Genomic DNA, 17,296 nt, shown 5'->3' on the forward strand with positions numbered 1-17,296 from the left:
GCCGTTTTCAGCCATACATAAAGGCTGTGAAGCAAGCGCGGAGACGGCGCTTGCGATCAGAGTTCGTCTCAAGGGGAAAGCCATGACGATGTTCCTATGTGATCCATTTTTTAATGGGTTTTTGAATGCTAATTATTAGCATTCACATAGTCACATACTCACGCGGTGTCGCGGTGGGACACGCCGTTCAACGAGGTGGAACAGGAATGTCTCTTATTTTCATTTACACGGCAAACTGGCACAATGAGCGCAATATCACTGCCCGCGGGCCTTTCTCATGTTTGATTTCGATGAACTTGCCGCATTTTCGGATGTGATGGCGACCGGCAGTCTAACGCGCAGCGCTCAGAAGATGGGTCTGGCCAAATCCACCTTAAGCCGGCGTATCAGCCAATTGGAAGCGCGCTTAAACCAGCCGCTTTTAAGACGCCAGGCGAACCAGCTGATTCCAACCGAGGCGGGGCTATTATTCAACGGCTACTGCAACGAACTTTTAGCGTTGGCCGGGCAAAGCCAGGAAGCGCTTTCGGAGCTGCGCGAAGAGATTAGCGGCAAGATCACGCTGGAAGCGCACGGCGTACTGGCAAGGGATTGGGTCGCCGGCGTGGCCGAGACGTTTCTGGCCCGCTACCCCGGGATCGAACTGACCCTGCGTTGTCGCGAAACCCCCTCCGCCAAACTCGATAGCAACAGCGTGCATATTTGGCTGGGTAGCATCGACGACTGCGGCCTGAACCAGGAGCGGCTGGGCCAACTTACCCGAGGGCTTTACGCAAGCCCGCATTACCTGGCGCAAGCGCCTGCGCTGGCCCACCCAGGCGAGCTCTACCAACATGCCTGGATAGACCTGCTCGATACCGCATCGAAGGGGCTGGCGCTTTATCACGCGGATGCGCCGGAATACGTTTTCTCCCCGCCCCGCTCGCGGCTGCGCGTGGATTTGACCGTGATGCATATCAACGCGATCGCCAGCGGCCAGGGCATCGGGCTTTTGCCCCACTGGATAGTCGACCAGCGCGAAGCGCATCACCCGGGCGAGCTGGTGCACTGCCTGGCCGGGTGGGAGCCCAAACCTCTGCCGGTGTCGCTGCTTTACGCCTACGGCCATCATTCGCGCCGGGTCAGCGCGCTGCTAAGCTTTCTGCGCGAGCGCGTGCCCACGCCTTGGCAGGTGCCGCCCCTTTCAGCCTAGCTGGAAAGCCGGGCTTTTTGCCGGGCCGCGCCGGGAAACCTTGCCAGCTAACGACCTAATTGCCGACAATAGGCGCTTACGCTCGCCAAGGACGCTCCATGCTCGTTGAACTCTTCGCCGTCATGGCCCCGGTGCTCGCCGGGGCCGGGCTCGGCTTTATGTGGGTCCGTTTGGGCTACCCCTACCCGATCGATTTCGTCACCCGGCTGGTATTCAATATCGGCACCCCGGCGCTGGTACTGGCCTCGCTTGCCGGTGCCTCGATCGATGCCCATACGTTCGGTAAAACCATGCTGGCCACGGCCCTGGTGCTGAGTCTCATGGGGCTGATGGCCTTTGGGGCCGCGCGGCTTTTGCGCAAGGACTGGCGGGTCATCCTGGCGCCCATGATGTATCCCAATACCGGCAATATGGGCCTGCCGGTGGTGCTCTACGCTTTTGGCAGTGCCGGGTTTATCTACGGCATCACCATCATGGTGACCGTCTCGCTTTTTCAGTTCACGATCGGCGCGATGCTCTCGAGCCGCGGCAATCCGCTCAAAACCCTGGTCAAAACCCCTACGGTCTACGCGATTTTGATCGCCACGGCGCTACTTTTGACCGACACGGCGCTGCCGGCCTGGCTTGCCAACACCGTGGACCTGATGTCCGGGTTTACCGTCCCGCTGATGCTGATCACCCTGGGGGTGTCGCTTGCCAGCATCCAGGTCAAGAACCTGCGCTCCGGCATTGGCTTTAGCCTGGTCCGCATTCCACTGGCCGCCGGGCTTGCCTGGCTCGTCTCGACGCTTTTGAATCTGCCGCCGCTGGGTCAGAGTATTTTGATTTTGCAGATGTGCATGCCGGTGGCCGTGTTCAATTACCTGTTCGCCCAGCGCGCCAAGCGCGAGCCGGTCTACGTGGCAAGCCTGGTGTTCTGCTCGACCCTGCTGGCGCTTTTCTATCTGCCGGCGCTGCTGGCGCTGATGATGTAGCGTTTAACGGAACCTACCCCGTTGAGCGTAGTCACTGCTAGATTAAGTATAATTCCCAAGCCGGAGATCACGCTCATGACGACAACGCCTGCCTTGGCGCTCACGCACCTCGACCGCCGTGCTTCACCGTTTTTTTCACCGTTACTGGGCGGGCTGTTGCTGCTGGGCGGTTTGCATAGCGCCCAGGCCGAGGTCATCACCGACGCCGTGACCACCGATGCCGCCACGTTTTCCATCGAACGCGTGGCCGAGGGCTTTACACGCCCCTGGGCGGTCGCCTTTCTACCCGACGGGCGGTACCTGGTCAGCGAGCGTAGCGGTCATCTGAACCTGGTGGATAGCGAGGGCCAGGCGCAGGTGCTCAGCGGCATGCCCGATGTGAGCAGTCAGGGCCAGGGCGGGCTTTTGGACGTCGTACTCCACCCGGATTTTGGCGACGGAGAACACGACTGGATCTATTTCACCTGGAGCAAGCCCGACGCCAACGGCACGCGTACCGCACTTTCGCGAGTGCATTGGGAAGGCGAAGAGCTGGGGGGTGTCGAGCACCTTTTCGAGCAGGATCGCGCCTCGGGCCCTGGCCGCCACTACGGCTCGCGCCTGGCGTGGCTCGATGACGGCACGCTGTTGATGAGCGTGGGTGACCGGGGCTCCGACCCCAGCCGCGCCCAGGCAAGCGATGACCATGCGGGCTCTACCCTTCGCCTGACCGACACCGGCGCCGCCGCCCAGGACAACCCCTTTATCGACGATGCCGACACCCTCGATGAGATCTATACGCTTGGCAACCGCAACATTCAGGGCATGGTGGTGCGCGAAAACGGCCAGGCGTGGGTCTCCGAGCATGGCCCGCGCACCGGCGACGAGCTGAACCTGATCAAGGCCGGCCACAACTACGGCTGGCCCGAGGTAACTCTGGGCAACGACTACGCCACCAATGAGCCGCTGGGCGCGAACTCGGCCCCCGGCATGACGGACCCGGCGGTGGACCTGGAGGGGCGCTTTGCGCCCTCCGGGCTTGCGGAAGTCTCAAGCGAAGGCTTTGCCCGCTGGCAGGGCAACCTGCTGGCCGGCGGGCTTGCCAGCGAAAAGCTCGAGCGTTTCGTGATCGACGGCGAGCGCGTGGTCGAAAGCGAGGTCGTACTGGAAGGTCAGATCGGGCGTATTCGCGACGTGCGCCAGGGCCCGGATGGCGGCATCTACCTTTTGACCGATAGCGACCAGGCCGGGCTTTATCGTCTGATGCCGGTCGATTAACCTTTGACACCTTTTCTGGCACGATGGATACCCGATGCGCTTACGTAACTTAATGATTTTAACGGTCATCGTGCCGCTATTTATGGCACTGGTCGTGTTTAGTTTCGTGGCCATCAAAGCGCTCGAGGATAACGTCCGTTCCAAGCTTCAAACCGAGGTCGAAATCATCACCCGGGCGCTGAGCACTTCATTGAGCTACGCAGTAGCCCGCGACAGCGCCGCCCCCCTCGAGGAGGCGCTACAGTCCGCGTTCTCGTTTCACCGTATTTACGGCGCTTACGTATTCGACGTGCAGGGCCGGGAAATTTACGGCCTGGGGCTGGGTAAAAACCTGTTTACCCCGGATGAAATTCAAAGCGTGATCGAGCGCGACGACCTTTACAGCAACTACCGCCAGCACGACGGCTGGACCTACTACTCGGCGCTGATTCCGCTGCGCACCCAGGACGGCAGCGTGTATGGCGTCCTGCAGGTCAACCGGCTCAACACCGGCATCGAAAACTATACGGGCTTTATCAGTATCGTCGCGGTGCTGGTGTTCATCATTGGTGCCGGCGGCATCGTGCTGAGCATCTGGTGGGGCTTTCGCCGCTATATCGAACGGCCTTTGAACCAGCTCTTGCGTGTTATGCTTTTGGTCGAAGACGGGGATCGTAGCCAGCGGGCAAGTGTCGAGGGGCCGGTCGAGTACCGCCGCCTGGCCTCGGGGCTCAACGGTATGCTCGACGCCATGGCCGAAAAGGACCAGGACATCGATGCCCGGCGCCGGCGCGAAATCGAGCTCGAGAAGCGTCTGCGCAAATCCAAAAAGCTTGCCGAACTCGGCGTACTCGCCGCCGGCGTTGCCCACGAAATCGGCGCGCCGCTTACCGTCATCAACGGCCAGGCGCAGCGTCTGGCCCGGCGGGATGTGATCGGCGACGACGAGCGGGCAAGGCTTGGCCGCATTCGTGGCGAGGTCGAGCGCATCGTGGAGATCGTACGCCAGCTGATGGAGCTTGGCCGCCAGCACAATGTGGAGAAAGACCGACAGTCGCTTGACCACCTGATCATGAGTGCCAGTGAACTGGTGGAAGAGGAGCTGGAGCCGCGCGGCATCCGCCTCGATATCAAGCTCCCCGACCCGTCGCTTTGCGTGCTGGTCGACGGCCAACAGATCGTGCAGGTACTGACCAACCTGCTGCGCAACGCAGCGCAAGCGCCGGATGTCAGCCTCGTGCAGGTACGCGCGCAGCAGCAGGAAGACGAAATTACGCTGATGGTCGAGGACGACGGCCCGGGCATTCCGGCGTCGAATCACCAGCAGGTGTTCGACCCGTTCTTTACGACCAAGCCCGTAGGCCAGGGCAGTGGCCTGGGGCTTTCCATGGTACACCGCATTATCAACGATCACGGCGGGACGATTGGCGTGTTCGATAGCGCCCTCGGGGGGGCGGGGTTTGAAATCACCCTCCCCTTGAGTGAAACCGCATCCGCTTGAGGAAGACGTTTGTGACCGAACAGGACCACCTTTTACCGTTACTGGTCGTCGAAGACGACCCCGCGATCCGTGAGCTCCTGGAAGAGGAGTTGCACGACGCGGGTTATCAGACGCTGGGCGTACCCAGCGCCGAAGAGGCCATGGCGCTTTTAAGCCACACGCCCGTGGCCATGATGATCACCGATGTACGTCTGCCCGGCATGACCGGTATCCAGCTACTACAGCAACTGCGCCAAAGCGGCTCGGAGCTGGGTATCATCGTCATTACCGCCTTTGGCACCATCGACCAGGCGGTCGAGGCGCTCAAACTCGGCGCCGATGATTTTCTCACCAAACCATTGGACCTGGACGCCATACGCGAAGCGGTATTTCGGGTGCTCGAGCGCCAGCGCCTGGCGCTCAATCACGACAACGAGCTCAACCACTTCCACGGCATCGTGGGTAAAAGTCACGCCATGCAGGCGCTTTTTCACGACGCCTCTCGGCTTGCCAAAAGCAACGCCCCGATTCTCATTCTGGGCGAAAGCGGCACCGGTAAGGAACTGCTCGCCCGCGCGATTCACCAGGAAAGCCCGCGAGCCGAGGCGCCGTTCGTGCCGGTCAACTGCGCAAGCATTCCCGCCGACCTGATGGAGAGCGAGTTCTTTGGTCACGTGAAAGGCGCTTTCACCGGCGCCAACGAAGCGCGCAAGGGCCTTTTCCAAAGCGCCCAGGGCGGCAGTCTGTTTCTGGATGAGATCGGCGAAATGCCCATCAACCTGCAGGCCAAACTGTTGCGCGCGTTGCAGGAGAAAACCGTACGCCCGGTGGGCGGCGAGCGCGAAGAGCCGGTGGATGTGCGCATTATCGCCGCCACTCACCGTCATCTGGAAAAAGAGATCGAGGCGCAGAACTTTCGCAGCGACTTGTTCTACCGCCTGGAGACGTTTTCGCTACGCATACCGCCGCTGCGCGAACGCGGAAGCGACATCGAGCACCTGATTTTCGCCCTGATCGACAAGCACGCCGAAGCCCAGGGCAAGCAGATCGAACAGATCGAACCCGATGCGTTGAACACGCTTTTAAGCTACCCCTTCCCCGGCAACGTGCGCGAACTCGAGAACGCGGTAATGCGCGCGGTCACGCTGAGCGAAGAGGGTTTGTTGAAGCACGGCGACCTGCCCGAACGGCTTCGCGACCATGCGGGCTCGCACTCCGAGGCCGAGCTCTCGCCCACGCTAAGCGGCGAGGTACTCCCCGGCATCCAGGCGCCAGCACCGGCGCAGCACCGCTGGCCAAGTCTTGAAGAGGTCGAAAAGCGCTATATCCGCAAGGTGCTGGAAGCGACCGGCGGCAACAAGCGCCGTACGGCGGAGGTACTCGGGATTGCCCGGCGCACGCTATACCGGCGTTTGGAAGACGACAGCTAAACGCCGGGCTGCGCGCAGCCATTCGCTGCGAAACCGGCATTCTCGACGGCAAAGGGCCAGGCAGTGTAACTGCCTGGCCCTTTTGCTTTTTGCCTATCAGCGCTTAATGCCCGAGATTTAAACGTCGTCGCTGGGTGTTTCCCCTGCGTCATCGTTGGACATGGGCCCGGTCCCCATGGGCTGCTCTTCTTCCGGCTCTGCATCCGGATTGGGTGCGTCGTTGTCACCACAGCCCGCCAGCCCAAGTGCACCCAGCGCCAGCAAGGCGCTCAACAAAAGCGCCGTAAAGCGATTATTACGTTTTGTCGCCATGTCCTTCTCCTTGACCTTAAGGCAATCCTTGAATCGGTAATCCCGAACGGGGCTTACTTAACGTAGCGCTAGCGCCGGGTTTTTACCAGCTCGATTAGCGCGCTAAACGCCCAGCCGGGCAGCGGTTTTCGGTCAATGGGCTTTTAGGCACATTCACCAGGGTAGTAACCAAAAAAACCCCCGCGGGGGGCGGGGGTAATGGTGATGATCCGCTAGTGACAGCCGCAGGGAACAGACAGCCGTGCCGAATCACCACCGTAGGGAGCGGTAAAAAACTTACTGGTTCAGTTGTTCGTCGTCGTTGGTTTCGTCACCCGGCATGGGGTCGGTACCTTCACCAAAGCCCGGGTTCTCTTCGGGGTCTTGATCGTTCATGGGCTCGGTCTCATCGCCGGGCATCGGCTCTTGCGACGTGGCGGCGTTGTCGTCAAGACCCGGGTCCGTCGTCGCGGGGTCGTTCATGGCAGGGTCGTTGCCCATGGCCGGGTCGTCGTTCATGGCGGGGTCATCGTTCATGGTACCCGGCTCATTCGTGACGCCATCGTTTTGCTGCATGGTCTCGGGCTGTTGGGTCGGCGGCACTTCTTCGTCATCGTTGCCGCAGCCTGCAAGCGCTAGCGAGCTTACCGTCGCCAACATACCGAGTGCGATGAGCGACTTGCGCTTGAACGGTTTCGCTTGCTTATCCATAAGACCTGTCTCCATTAATTCATCGATTGCTTCATCAACTTTATCGAATCCAGCCAGTGAGTCGTCAAGACTCGATAGGCATTTGAAGCGACGAAAATAGTGTTTGATAAAACTGTTACATGTTATGTGCCAAAATCGCTCTTTAAAAAATTAAATCATTATAAAACAGTTATTTAAAAAAATAACTCGCGTATTCCAGGTTTCATCTATGCTGATTGAGGTGGGATCAAAATGACACATGTAGCGTTAGTTAACCGTGTGACCAGGGCGTTGTGACACACCGGCATCGTTTATGTATAATAAAATTTAATAAATCAAAGTGTAATAGTTAATTTGCTTTTATGATCCCTTGGGGTCCGTAGGATCAACGGTTGCTGTGGCGCTTGCGCCACAAGGATGCCCAACGACAAGTCACTTCAATAAAAGGCACGGTCAATGGATGAAACACGTCCTGTTAAAATTCGGGTTCGGAATTTAAGCAAGGTATTCGGGAAACAACCAAAGAAAGCACTCGAGCTTCGCGATCAGGGCCTAAAGCGCTCCGAGATTCTCGAGAAAACCGGACAAACCCTGGGCCTTTCCAACATTTCTTTCGATGTTTATGAAGGCGAACTCCTGGTCATCATGGGGCTTTCAGGGTCGGGTAAATCAACGCTCATCCGCTGTTTGAACCGGCTTATCGAAACCACCGAAGGTGAAATCGTCATCGACGACGAAGACATCCCTTCCCTCGGCGAAAAAGCGCTTTTGGAGTGCCGTCGGCGCCATTTCTCGATGGTCTTTCAAAACTTTGCGCTCTTCCCTCACCGAACGGTCCAACAAAACGCCGAATTCGGTCTCGAGATTCGCGGTATTGAGAAGGCCAAGCGCCGGGAGCTTGCCCATAGCTCCCTCCAGCAGGTGGGGCTGGGAGGCTGGGAGGACGCCTACCCCAACCAGCTCTCCGGTGGCATGCAGCAGCGCGTGGGCCTTGCCCGAGCGCTTGCCAACGATGCCAGCGTTCTGCTCATGGACGAAGCCTTCTCCGCACTGGACCCCTTGATTCGCAAGGACATGCAGCAAGAGCTTCTTCAGCTGCAGACCCGCATGCAAAAAACCACCGTCTTCATCACCCACGACCTGGACGAGGCGCTAAGCATTGGCGATCGCATCGTGCTATTGAAAGATGGTGAAATCGTTCAGATCGGCACCCCCGAAGAAATTCTGACCAAACCGGCGGATGACTACGTGCGCCGCTTTATCGAAGGCGTGGACCGCTCGCGTATCTTGACCGCCGAAAGCGCCATGCGCCCGGTGCGCACCAGTGCCCGGGACACCGACGGCCCGCGCACTGCGCTTCGCCGTATGCGCGAATACAGCCTCGACTCTATCTACATGACCGGCCGCGACCGCCGCCTGCACGGGCTATTAACCGCAGACGCCGCGGGCAAAGCAATAGAGGCCGGCGCCGACTCGCTCGCCGGGTATCTCACCCAGGACTTCCGTCAGGTCCCCCCCGAGGAGCCCCTGCAGCACCTGTTCGCCATGTTCAGCGAAAAGAGCTTCCCGATTGCCGTGGTCGATGAACAAAAGCGGCTGCTCGGGGTGGTCGTTAAAGGCGCGGTACTCGATGAACTGGCACGAGCAGGAGAGCAGTAATGGATATTCCACGCATTCCCTTGGGTAACTGGATCGAGACGGCGCTGAGATGGCTAACCAGCGAGTACTCGGTCGTCACGCGGGCTATTTCCCGTTTTACCCAAACCGGTATCAATAGCCTGAATGACAGCCTGATGTGGCTACCCGAGTGGGCATTGATGGCGCTGATCGCCCTGCTCTGCTGGCGACTGGCCAGCACGCGCTTGGCCATTGGCGCGGTAGCGGGTCTGGCACTGATCTGGAATCTGGGTCTTTGGAACCCGATGATCGAGACGCTGACGCTGGTGGTGATCGCCACCCTGGTGGCGGTGGTGATTGCGCTACCGATCGGCATTCTGGCAGCGCTCTCGGACCGGCTTTATCGCGTCATCATGCCGATTCTGGATTTCATGCAGACCATGCCCGCGTTCGTCTATTTGATTCCGGCGATCCCGTTTTTCGGCATTGGGGCGGTATCGGCCATTTTTGCCACCGTCATATTCTCCATGCCGCCGGCCATTCGTTTCACGACCTTGGGGATTCGCCAGGTCCCGACGGATCTGATCGAAGCCGCCGATGCCTACGGCGCGACCCGCGCTCAAAAGCTTTTCAAAGTGCAGCTGCCGCTTTCGCTGCCCACGGTCATGGCCGGTATCAACCAGACCATCATGCTGGCGCTCTCGATGGTGGTGATCGCAGCGATGATCGGCGCCGACGGCCTGGGCAGCGAAGTATGGCGCGCCATCCAGCGCCTGCGGCCAGGCGACGGCTTCGAAGCCGGTATCGCGGTGGTCATTCTGGCCATGCTGCTGGACCGTTTGACTCAATCGCTGCGCAAAACGCGTAAGCAGTAGAACCTTCGGCTTATTGCCGGGCTTGAAAGTTGAAGCCCGGCGTATAAGCCACCAGGCTTGAGAGGCCAAAACGGGACGCGTTCCAGTATGTTTTGGCTCTCATCAAGTAGAGGCGTTGACCTCTTATAAAAGCGTCATTCATCAATAAGGGAAACAACATGAAAACACGCATCAATCGTTCGATTCGTCTCGCCACCCTTGGCGCGCTTGCCGGTAGCACCCTGATGACGGGCACGCTTGCCCAGGCCCAGGAGCAGGGCACGATCAATCTCGCCTACGTCGAGTGGTCCTCGGAAGTAGCCTCCACCAACGTGATCGCCGCGGTGCTCGAACAGGCGGGCTACGAGGTAAACATGACCTCACTGTCCGCGGCGGCCATGTTCCAGGCGCTGTCTACCGGTGATGCCGATGCCATCGTGGCGGCCTGGCTACCGACCACCCACGCCGAATACATGGAGCGCATCGACGGCGACGTAGAAGACCTCGGTCCCAACCTGGACGGCACCAAGCTCGGCCTGGTCGTCCCCGAGTACACCGATGTGGACTCCATCGACGCGCTAAACGATAACGCAGCCCTTTTCGACAACGAGATCATCGGTATTGACCCGGGTGCTGGCCTGATGGGCCTGGCCGAGGAAGTCGTCGATACCTATGACCTTGAGCTCAACCTGCGTAGCGGCAGCGATGCCACCATGGTCGCCGCACTCAGCAATGCGATCAATAACGAAGAAGATATCGTCGTCACCAGCTGGACCCCGCACTGGATGTTCGCCCGCTGGGATCTCAAATACCTTGACGACCCGGAAGGCGTCTTCGGCGGTGCCGAACAGATCCACACCGTGGTACGCAACGGTTTCGAAGACGAAATGCCCGAAGCCTACGCCATTCTCGACGCTTTCGAGTGGACGCCGGAGCAGATGGGCGAGGTCATGCTGATGAACCAGGAAGATGGCAGCGACCCCTACGAAACCGCCAAGCAGTGGGTCGAAGAGAACCAGGATGTGGTCGAGCAGTGGCTCGATTCCTAAGCGCTCCCCGCTGCCATGGCCGGGAAGGGCAAGGCTCTTCTCGGCCTGATGCATAAATTGTTCGTAGAAAATCATACTTTCTGATGCAGTAAAAGTTTCTCGCATGACCTATCTTGCTGGATAGCAACCCGGCCCCATGTCATGAATTCGCTTCAATATGGAGAAAGACCGAGTGGAAAACGAAAAACCCAATCAGTCCCAGGAAGAGCCCGTTGGCGAGGGGATACCCTCGCCCGACGGCCCCGCCAATCTCATCGACACCGATTACGTCATCGGTCAGGACAATATCACCACCAACAAGATGGGGTTCAGCCTCGACCTTCACGGCAAGGTGTTTAGTATCTCGGCGGTGATTATCCTGCTGTTCGTGATTATAACCCTCGCCCTTCAGGACACGATCGAGCCGTTTTATAACGCTATATTCAGCTTTTTGACCGGTAACCTGGCGTGGTTCTTCATCCTTGCCGCCAACCTCTTCGTGCTTCTCTGCCTTGGGTTGATTGTCTCCCCTCTAGGCAAAATTCGCCTTGGTGGAGCCGACGCCAAGCCGGATTTTACCTATATGGGCTGGTTCTCCATGCTCTTTGCTGCGGGTATGGGTATCGGGCTAATGTTCTTTGGTGTCAGCGAGCCGTTGACCCACTTCGGTACCGCTCTGGAAGGGGGCTCCGGCGCTCCCTTGATGGGCGCCCCGGGCGATGAGGCCACCTCGACAGCGCTCGCCATGGCGGCCACTATTTACCACTGGGGCCTACACCCCTGGGCAATTTACGCGGTCGTCGCGCTCTCGCTGGCGCTCTTTTCGTTCAACAAGGGGCTTCCCCTCTCGATGCGCTCGGTGTTCTACCCTATTCTGGGTGAGCGTGTTTGGGGCTGGCCGGGCCACGTCATCGATATCCTGGCGGTATTCGCGACGCTCTTCGGTCTTGCCACCTCGTTGGGGCTGGGCGCTACCCAGGCAGCCGCTGGCCTCTCCTATCTATTTAACGCACCGGAAAGCGACATTACGATGATCCTGTTGATCATCGGTATCACGATGATCGCCATCTGCTCGATCATTGCCGGCGTCGATAAAGGTGTACAGCTGCTCTCCAAGATCAACATCGCCCTGGCGGCGGCGCTGCTCTTCTTCGTGATCGCTGTCGGCCCGACCCTGTTCATCGCCACGGGCTTCTTCGAAAACATGTTCAACTACGTGGTCAACCTGCCTGCGCTCGCTAACCCCTTCGGGCGCGATGACAGCGGCTTTACCCAAGGCTGGACCGCCTTCTACTGGGCCTGGTGGATCTCCTGGTCGCCCTACGTCGGTATGTTCATCGCCCGGGTATCCCGCGGGCGTACGGTACGTGAGTTCCTGATCTCGGTATTGATCGTGCCCACCGTTGTATCGGTCCTCTGGATGACCGCTTTCGGCGGCACCGCCATCGACCAGTTCATCAGCCAGGGCATCGAAGCCGTACGGGAAGGCGACGGCGATCTCCAGCTCTTCTTGATGCTCGAGCAACTGCCGTTTTCGCAGATCACTTCCTTCATCGGGATCGTGCTGGTCATCGTCTTCTTCGTGACCTCCTCGGACTCGGGTTCACTGGTCATCGACTCGATCACCGCTGGCGGTAAAGTGGACGCTCCCAAGCCGCAGCGTGTGTTCTGGGCCATCATCGAAGGGGCCATCGCCATTGCGCTGCTTCTTGGCGGCGGCTTGACCGCACTGCAGACCATGGCGGTCTCTACCGGCTTCCCGTTCACCATCATCCTGTTGGTCGCAAGCTATGCGATCATTAAGGGTCTGATGAGCGAACCCAAGGCGGTTTAAGCCAAACGCGTACAGCGCAGCAACACGAAACGGGCGGCCCTCTGGGGCCGCCCGTTTTGTATGCGTAGCGTATATGGCGAGATAACCGGTTTAGTGGCACCCGTGTCAGCCATTGGACGGTTGGCGCTTTTTATCATCAATTATTTTACAAACAACAATCACCACGACTCATCAATACAATCCTTGTTAATATATGGCGCCGCAAGCACGACACAGCGCTCGAGGGCGTATTTCTAACCAAAACGGAGAGGTACCCGTGGATAAACAAGAACCAAATGATGCCCCGGAGGAACCGGGGTCGGAGGGGATTCCTGCGCCCGAAGGAGCAGCGAACCTGATCGATACCGACTATGTCGTCGGCCAGGACAACTTTACGACCAATAAAATGGGTCTCAACCTTGACCTGCACGGCAAGGTATTCAGCATTTCAGCGATCGTCATATTGCTATTCGTGGTATTGACCTTGTCGCTGCAAGATACGATTTCGCCGATATACGATGCCATTTTTGACTTTTTAACGGGCAAACTGTCCTGGTTCTTTATCACTGCTGCCAATATCTTCGTTATTTTATGTATTGGCTTGATTTTCTCCCCGCTGGGTAAAATACGTTTGGGTGGCACCAACGCGAAACCCGACTACACCTATATGGGTTGGTTTTCGATGCTGTTTGCCGCGGGCATGGGCATTGGTTTGATGTTCTTCGCTGTCAATGAGCCCATCACCCACTTCGGAACCTCGTTTGAGGGTGCGAGTGGGGCACCGCTGGGGGGCGCCGCGGGTGACGCTGCGGGTGCTACGTCACTGGCCATGGCCGCCACTATCTATCACTGGGGTCTGCACCCCTGGGCGATTTACGCCATCGTGGCACTTTCGCTGGCCCTGTTTTCGTACAACAAGGGATTGCCGCTTTCGATGCGCTCGGTGTTCTACCCTATTTTGGGCGAGCGCGTTTGGGGGTGGCCCGGCCATTTAATCGATATTCTGGCCGTGTTTGCTTCGCTTTTTGGTTTGGCGACGTCGCTCGGTCTAGGCGCTAGCCAGGCAGCCGCGGGACTGACCTATCTGTTCGGCGCGCCGGAAGGCGACATTACGATGATCCTGTTGATTATCGGCATCACGATGCTGGCCATCGCGTCCCTTGCGGCCGGTGTCGATAAAGGCATGCAGCTGCTTTCCAAGATCAACATCATCATGGCGGCGCTGCTGCTGTTCTTCGTGATTGCCGTTGGCCCTACCCTGTTCATCATGTCGGGCTTTTTTGAAAACCTGTGGAGCTACGCGACTAACTTCACCGCGCTTTCAACGCCCTTTGGCCGCGAGGATGCAAGCTTCAGCCAGGGCTGGACCACCTTCTATTGGGCATGGTGGATCTCCTGGTCCCCGTACGTCGGCATGTTCATCGCCCGTGTATCGCGGGGCCGTACGGTCCGGGAATTCCTGATTTCCGTGTTGATCATACCGTCGCTGGTATCCGTACTTTGGATGACCACCTTTGGTGGCACAGCTATCGACCAGGTTGTGAGTCAGGGTATTGGCGCCGTGCGCGATGCGGGCGTCGACCTTCAGCTTTTCGTCATGCTGGAGCAACTCCCATTGGCACAAATCACGTCCTTCGTCGCGATTTTGTTGGTCATCATCTTCTTTGTGACCTCGTCCGACTCGGGCTCCCTGGTGGTGGACTCCATCACGGCGGGCGGCAAAGTGGATGCCCCCACCTCCCAGCGCGTGTTTTGGGCCATCATCGAAGGCGCCATTGCCATCGCGCTACTGCTGGGCGGCGGATTGACGGCTCTCCAAACCATGGCGGTGTCTACCGGCTTCCCGTTCGCCCTTATTCTTCTGGTGGCGTGCTATGCCATCATCAAGGGCTTGATGAGCGAACCCAAAGCGGTTTAGACAAACGTTTTTAGCAGGCAAAATGAAAACGGGCAGCCCCAGGGCTGCCCGTTTTTTTGCGCTCAACAAATGGCGGCGGCTAGCACCAGAAGTTTTTGAGCGGGGTATCCGGCGAATAACGGTGCGCTACCTGGGCCTGAAAGAGCTCAGCGGTGGCCATGGCGTCGACCAGCGCATGGTGGCCCTGATAGGTGGGCAAACCGTAACGCTGACGGCTGGCATCGAGACGAATCGAGACCGGGGGCCTGCCCAACCAGCGGCGAAATCGCGACCATAGCGTTTGGCGGTGAAGGCGCGCTTCCAGCGACATGGTATCGATCATGGGAAACAGTACGCCCTCTTTGCGGCGCGACTTCACCGCTGCATCCAGAAACGGCCGCTCGATATTGCGAAAGTGCACCACCACCAGCCGACCGGCCAGCTCGTCCAAAAGATCGCCCAAAATCTCGTTCAGATCCGGGGCGTGGCTGATTTCCGAGTGTGTGATGTGGTGATAGGCCACCGACTCCCCGTTAAGCGGCCTCGAGGGTTTGACCAGCCAGTAACGCCGCGTCGAGAGCGGGATACGGTCGAGCGTGAAGTGGATCAAGCCGATGCTGACGATGGCGTGACGGCGCTCATCCAGTCCGGTCGTTTCCATATCCAGCGCGACCATGGGTACGTCTGAGATGGGCGTGTCCGGGCCGGGCAACGCGGTATCGAAAAAGGCCTTGAGGGCCGGATCTTTAGCGTGGTTAGCGCGCTTGGCCATATACCCGGCCCAGTCGGCTTGTTTGATGCGCTGGCGCGGCCGTATTCCTTTCATAATTTAGCCTCTAGCGCTGGGTCGGCATGGGGTAGCGGAACTTCAGGAATTTCTGCGCGTTGCTCAACATCTGAAACGCGTCCTTGAGCGTGTGGCGCTCGCTATCGTCGACGTTTTCCGGCTCGATGTTGTTATCCGGTTCGCGCTCTTCCTGAAGGTCGATCATTTGGTGGCGAAGCCGCGATATGCACAAAAATTCGAACGCATAGCTGAGCTTGTCGCTCACCCCGGAGGCAAGCAGCTGCGTATTATCGATATCGTTCAAGCGCTGGAAGCTATTTTGGGCCTTGGAGCCACACGCCAGGGCGTGAACGCGTATCAGATCCACCATGGGCGCAGTGCCGCGGCGCTTTAGATTGATCGAGTTGTTGTGCTTGCCATCTTTTTCCATCACGAACGTGCGGAAAAACCCGAGCGGCGGCGTGCGATTGAGGGCATTGCGGGCCATTGCGGCCAAAAAGCGCGGGGCCTCCGGCGCTCTTTGGGCAATCAGGTCCTGCAGGGTTTCCACGTAGTGGTCCTCGCCGTAAATGCTGTCCAGATCGAAAAAGATCGAGCTATGTAGCAGTTTCTCCGGCGTAGGGTTGGCGATCCACTCCTCGAAATAATTTTTCCAAACGTGCAAGGGTTGGCGCCACTGCTCGTTGGTGGCCATGATATCGCCCTTGCAGTAGGTATAGCCGCAAGCGTCGAGGCCGTCGCTGACGAAGGCGGCCAGCGCCTTGAAGTAGTCGTCGTGCTGGGCGGGGTCGAACCGGTCCGAAAGTACCAGCGCGTTATCCTGGTCGGTCACGATGCCCTGCTCGTTACGCGCCATGGAGCCATTGACCATGAAGCAGTACGGCACCGGCGGCGGGCCCAGCTCTTCCTCGGCCAATTCCAAAAGCCGCCGGGAGAAGCTGCGCCCGATCGTCGAGAGCGCGCTTCCCACCATCACCGAGTTGGCGCCCTCCTGCAGCATGCGCACGAACGAGGCGCGAACATCCGACGCCAAGCGGGCCAGGCCCTGAACGCTCGACTGATTGAAAATGTTACTGACCAGGTAAAGCCCGCTATGGGTTTCGTAGCGGATGATGTCGGAGAGATGCACCACGCCCACCGGGCGCTGGCGATAGAGCACCGGCAAATGGTGCACATTGCTTCGCAGCATGATGAGCATGGCTTCATAAATGGAGGCGTCGGACTGGACCGTAATCAGCTTATCCGACACCACCTCGCCTATCGGCGTCTGCGGCGAAAGGCCCTTGGCGACGACCCGGTTACGAAAGTCACTGTCGGTCAAAATACCGCACATCTGCCAGGTCTTGCCTTCACTATCCTTGAAACTGTAGCGCGGGTTCTCGCTGCCTTCGTCGATGACCAGCACGGCCGAGGCCTGGGCCTGGCTGACCTGGACCGCCGCCTGCTGCACGCTGATGGTGGACTCCACCATGACCGGATAGCGCGACACCAGTTTGCGAATCCGCGTGACCATCATGTCGTTGGATTTTTGCTGCTGCTGGGCGGCGCTTTCGAGCCTGGGGCGCTCGAGTTCGACGAAGTCGGCGAAGTCCTCGTCCTCTTCACACAGGCGCTGGAAGATATGCTTGGGAATGAAGTACATGAGCGTATCTTCGATCGCCGTGGCGGGAAATCGCACGCGATGATTTCTCAACAGGCTGAAATGACCAAAAATATCGCCTTCGCCCAGCCGGTTATAGAGCTCGCCCCGGCGGCGGTACACTTCGACCGCCCCGCTTCGGATATAGCAAAGCTCATCGAGCACTTCGTTGAGCGTTAGCACTTCGCTACCGGTTTTGTAATAGCGAACTTCTACGCATTCGGCAATCGCGTCCAGCAGCTCATCCGACAGTCCATCGAAGGGCGGGAACTGTCCCATGTGCTGGCGTATTTCCCACAATTCCACATCCATAGCGACTCCTTGAGTGCAACGCTCACTTCAGTGGATCAAGTTTGGCGGTATTCAAG

14 protein-coding genes are annotated in these 17,296 nt (G+C 58.7%); 10 read left to right on the top strand and 4 right to left on the bottom strand.

The genetic code is table 11. The features are described from left to right. Window positions 1-277: 277 nt before the first annotated feature. The 5 genes from ACWHXT_RS12815 (at window position 278) to ACWHXT_RS12835 (ending at window position 6,312) form a co-directional block, all read left to right on the top strand. Window positions 278-1,192 carry a LysR family transcriptional regulator gene (locus ACWHXT_RS12815; protein ID WP_447956126.1) on the top strand — a complete coding sequence of 305 codons (915 nt, stop codon included), beginning with the start codon at window positions 278-280 and terminating at the stop codon, window positions 1,190-1,192. A 98-nt stretch (window positions 1,193-1,290) separates the two neighbouring features. After that, complete coding sequence (locus ACWHXT_RS12820) at window positions 1,291-2,166, top strand: AEC family transporter (RefSeq protein WP_447956127.1); 876 nt, start codon at window positions 1,291-1,293, stop codon at window positions 2,164-2,166. 75 nt (window positions 2,167-2,241) lie between these two features. Further along, on the top strand, window positions 2,242-3,423 hold the full coding sequence (locus ACWHXT_RS12825; RefSeq protein WP_447956128.1) for a PQQ-dependent sugar dehydrogenase: 1,182 nt from the start codon (window positions 2,242-2,244) through the stop codon (window positions 3,421-3,423). Between the two features lie 34 nt (window positions 3,424-3,457). Further along, window positions 3,458-4,903, top strand: coding sequence for an ATP-binding protein (locus ACWHXT_RS12830; RefSeq protein WP_447926667.1), 1,446 nt, complete (start codon window positions 3,458-3,460; stop codon window positions 4,901-4,903). A gap of 11 nt (window positions 4,904-4,914) precedes the next feature. Beyond that, on the top strand, window positions 4,915-6,312 hold the full coding sequence (locus ACWHXT_RS12835) for a sigma-54-dependent transcriptional regulator (protein WP_447956129.1): 1,398 nt from the start codon (window positions 4,915-4,917) through the stop codon (window positions 6,310-6,312). A 117-nt stretch (window positions 6,313-6,429) separates the two neighbouring features. Here ACWHXT_RS12835 and ACWHXT_RS12840 read toward each other — a convergent pair whose 3' ends face one another. Next, on the bottom strand, window positions 6,430-6,624 hold the full coding sequence (locus tag ACWHXT_RS12840) for a hypothetical protein (protein WP_447926668.1): 195 nt from the start codon (window positions 6,622-6,624) through the stop codon (window positions 6,430-6,432). A 276-nt stretch (window positions 6,625-6,900) separates the two neighbouring features. Continuing rightward, the gene (locus tag ACWHXT_RS12845) at window positions 6,901-7,314 is read right to left on the bottom strand and encodes a hypothetical protein (RefSeq protein WP_447956130.1); all 414 of its coding nucleotides are present in this window, start codon (window positions 7,312-7,314) and stop codon (window positions 6,901-6,903) included. Between the two features lie 435 nt (window positions 7,315-7,749). On the opposite strand from ACWHXT_RS12845, the gene ACWHXT_RS12850 reads away from it, so the two are divergent. The 5 genes from ACWHXT_RS12850 to ACWHXT_RS12870 all read left to right on the top strand — a co-directional run bounded on the left by ACWHXT_RS12850 (window position 7,750) and on the right by ACWHXT_RS12870 (window position 14,523). Continuing rightward, window positions 7,750-8,952 carry a quaternary amine ABC transporter ATP-binding protein gene (locus ACWHXT_RS12850; protein ID WP_447956131.1) on the top strand — a complete coding sequence of 401 codons (1,203 nt, stop codon included), beginning with the start codon at window positions 7,750-7,752 and terminating at the stop codon, window positions 8,950-8,952. After that, window positions 8,952-9,785, top strand: a complete 834-nt coding sequence (locus ACWHXT_RS12855; RefSeq protein ID WP_447926671.1) for an ABC transporter permease — start codon at window positions 8,952-8,954, stop codon at window positions 9,783-9,785. Before ACWHXT_RS12850 ends, ACWHXT_RS12855 begins: the two co-directional genes overlap by 1 nt. 158 nt (window positions 9,786-9,943) lie before the next feature. Further along, window positions 9,944-10,813, top strand: coding sequence for a glycine betaine ABC transporter substrate-binding protein (locus tag ACWHXT_RS12860; RefSeq protein ID WP_447956132.1), 870 nt, complete (start codon window positions 9,944-9,946; stop codon window positions 10,811-10,813). A gap of 157 nt (window positions 10,814-10,970) precedes the next feature. Beyond that, the gene (locus ACWHXT_RS12865) at window positions 10,971-12,626 is read left to right on the top strand and encodes a BCCT family transporter (RefSeq protein WP_447926673.1); all 1,656 of its coding nucleotides are present in this window, start codon (window positions 10,971-10,973) and stop codon (window positions 12,624-12,626) included. A 193-nt stretch (window positions 12,627-12,819) separates the two neighbouring features. Then, entirely contained in the window at window positions 12,820-14,523 is a 1,704-nt protein-coding gene (locus tag ACWHXT_RS12870) for a BCCT family transporter (protein WP_447926674.1), read from the top strand. A gap of 79 nt (window positions 14,524-14,602) precedes the next feature. On the opposite strand, the gene ACWHXT_RS12875 is transcribed toward ACWHXT_RS12870, so the two are convergent. Further along, window positions 14,603-15,328: a 3'-5' exonuclease gene (locus tag ACWHXT_RS12875; protein WP_447956133.1), complete on the bottom strand. Its 726-nt coding sequence runs from the start codon at window positions 15,326-15,328 to the stop codon at window positions 14,603-14,605. Window positions 15,329-15,338: 10 nt separating this feature from the next. Beyond that, window positions 15,339-17,240, bottom strand: coding sequence for a DUF294 nucleotidyltransferase-like domain-containing protein (locus ACWHXT_RS12880; RefSeq protein ID WP_447956134.1), 1,902 nt, complete (start codon window positions 17,238-17,240; stop codon window positions 15,339-15,341). Window positions 17,241-17,296 lie beyond the last annotated feature (56 nt).

This window comes from Vreelandella halophytica (assembly GCF_968193635.1).

Excerpts from the sequence above, each read along its gene's own strand:
- ACWHXT_RS12850 (WP_447956131.1), top strand. The coding sequence starts at position 7,750 with ATGGATGAAACACGTCCTGTTAAAATTCGGGTTCGGAATTTAAGCAAG.
- ACWHXT_RS12870 (WP_447926674.1), top strand. The coding sequence starts at position 12,820 with ATGGCGCCGCAAGCACGACACAGCGCTCGAGGGCGTATTTCTAACCAA.
- ACWHXT_RS12840 (WP_447926668.1), bottom strand. The coding sequence starts at position 6,624 with ATGGCGACAAAACGTAATAATCGCTTTACGGCGCTTTTGTTGAGCGCC.
- ACWHXT_RS12825 (WP_447956128.1), top strand. The coding sequence starts at position 2,242 with ATGACGACAACGCCTGCCTTGGCGCTCACGCACCTCGACCGCCGTGCT.
- ACWHXT_RS12875 (WP_447956133.1), bottom strand. The coding sequence starts at position 15,328 with ATGAAAGGAATACGGCCGCGCCAGCGCATCAAACAAGCCGACTGGGCC.
- ACWHXT_RS12855 (WP_447926671.1), top strand. The coding sequence starts at position 8,952 with ATGGATATTCCACGCATTCCCTTGGGTAACTGGATCGAGACGGCGCTG.
- ACWHXT_RS12860 (WP_447956132.1), top strand. The coding sequence starts at position 9,944 with ATGAAAACACGCATCAATCGTTCGATTCGTCTCGCCACCCTTGGCGCG.
- ACWHXT_RS12845 (WP_447956130.1), bottom strand. The coding sequence starts at position 7,314 with ATGGATAAGCAAGCGAAACCGTTCAAGCGCAAGTCGCTCATCGCACTC.
- ACWHXT_RS12820 (WP_447956127.1), top strand. The coding sequence starts at position 1,291 with ATGCTCGTTGAACTCTTCGCCGTCATGGCCCCGGTGCTCGCCGGGGCC.
- ACWHXT_RS12815 (WP_447956126.1), top strand. The coding sequence starts at position 278 with ATGTTTGATTTCGATGAACTTGCCGCATTTTCGGATGTGATGGCGACC.
- ACWHXT_RS12865 (WP_447926673.1), top strand. The coding sequence starts at position 10,971 with ATGGAGAAAGACCGAGTGGAAAACGAAAAACCCAATCAGTCCCAGGAA.
- ACWHXT_RS12830 (WP_447926667.1), top strand. The coding sequence starts at position 3,458 with ATGCGCTTACGTAACTTAATGATTTTAACGGTCATCGTGCCGCTATTT.
- ACWHXT_RS12880 (WP_447956134.1), bottom strand. The coding sequence starts at position 17,240 with ATGGATGTGGAATTGTGGGAAATACGCCAGCACATGGGACAGTTCCCG.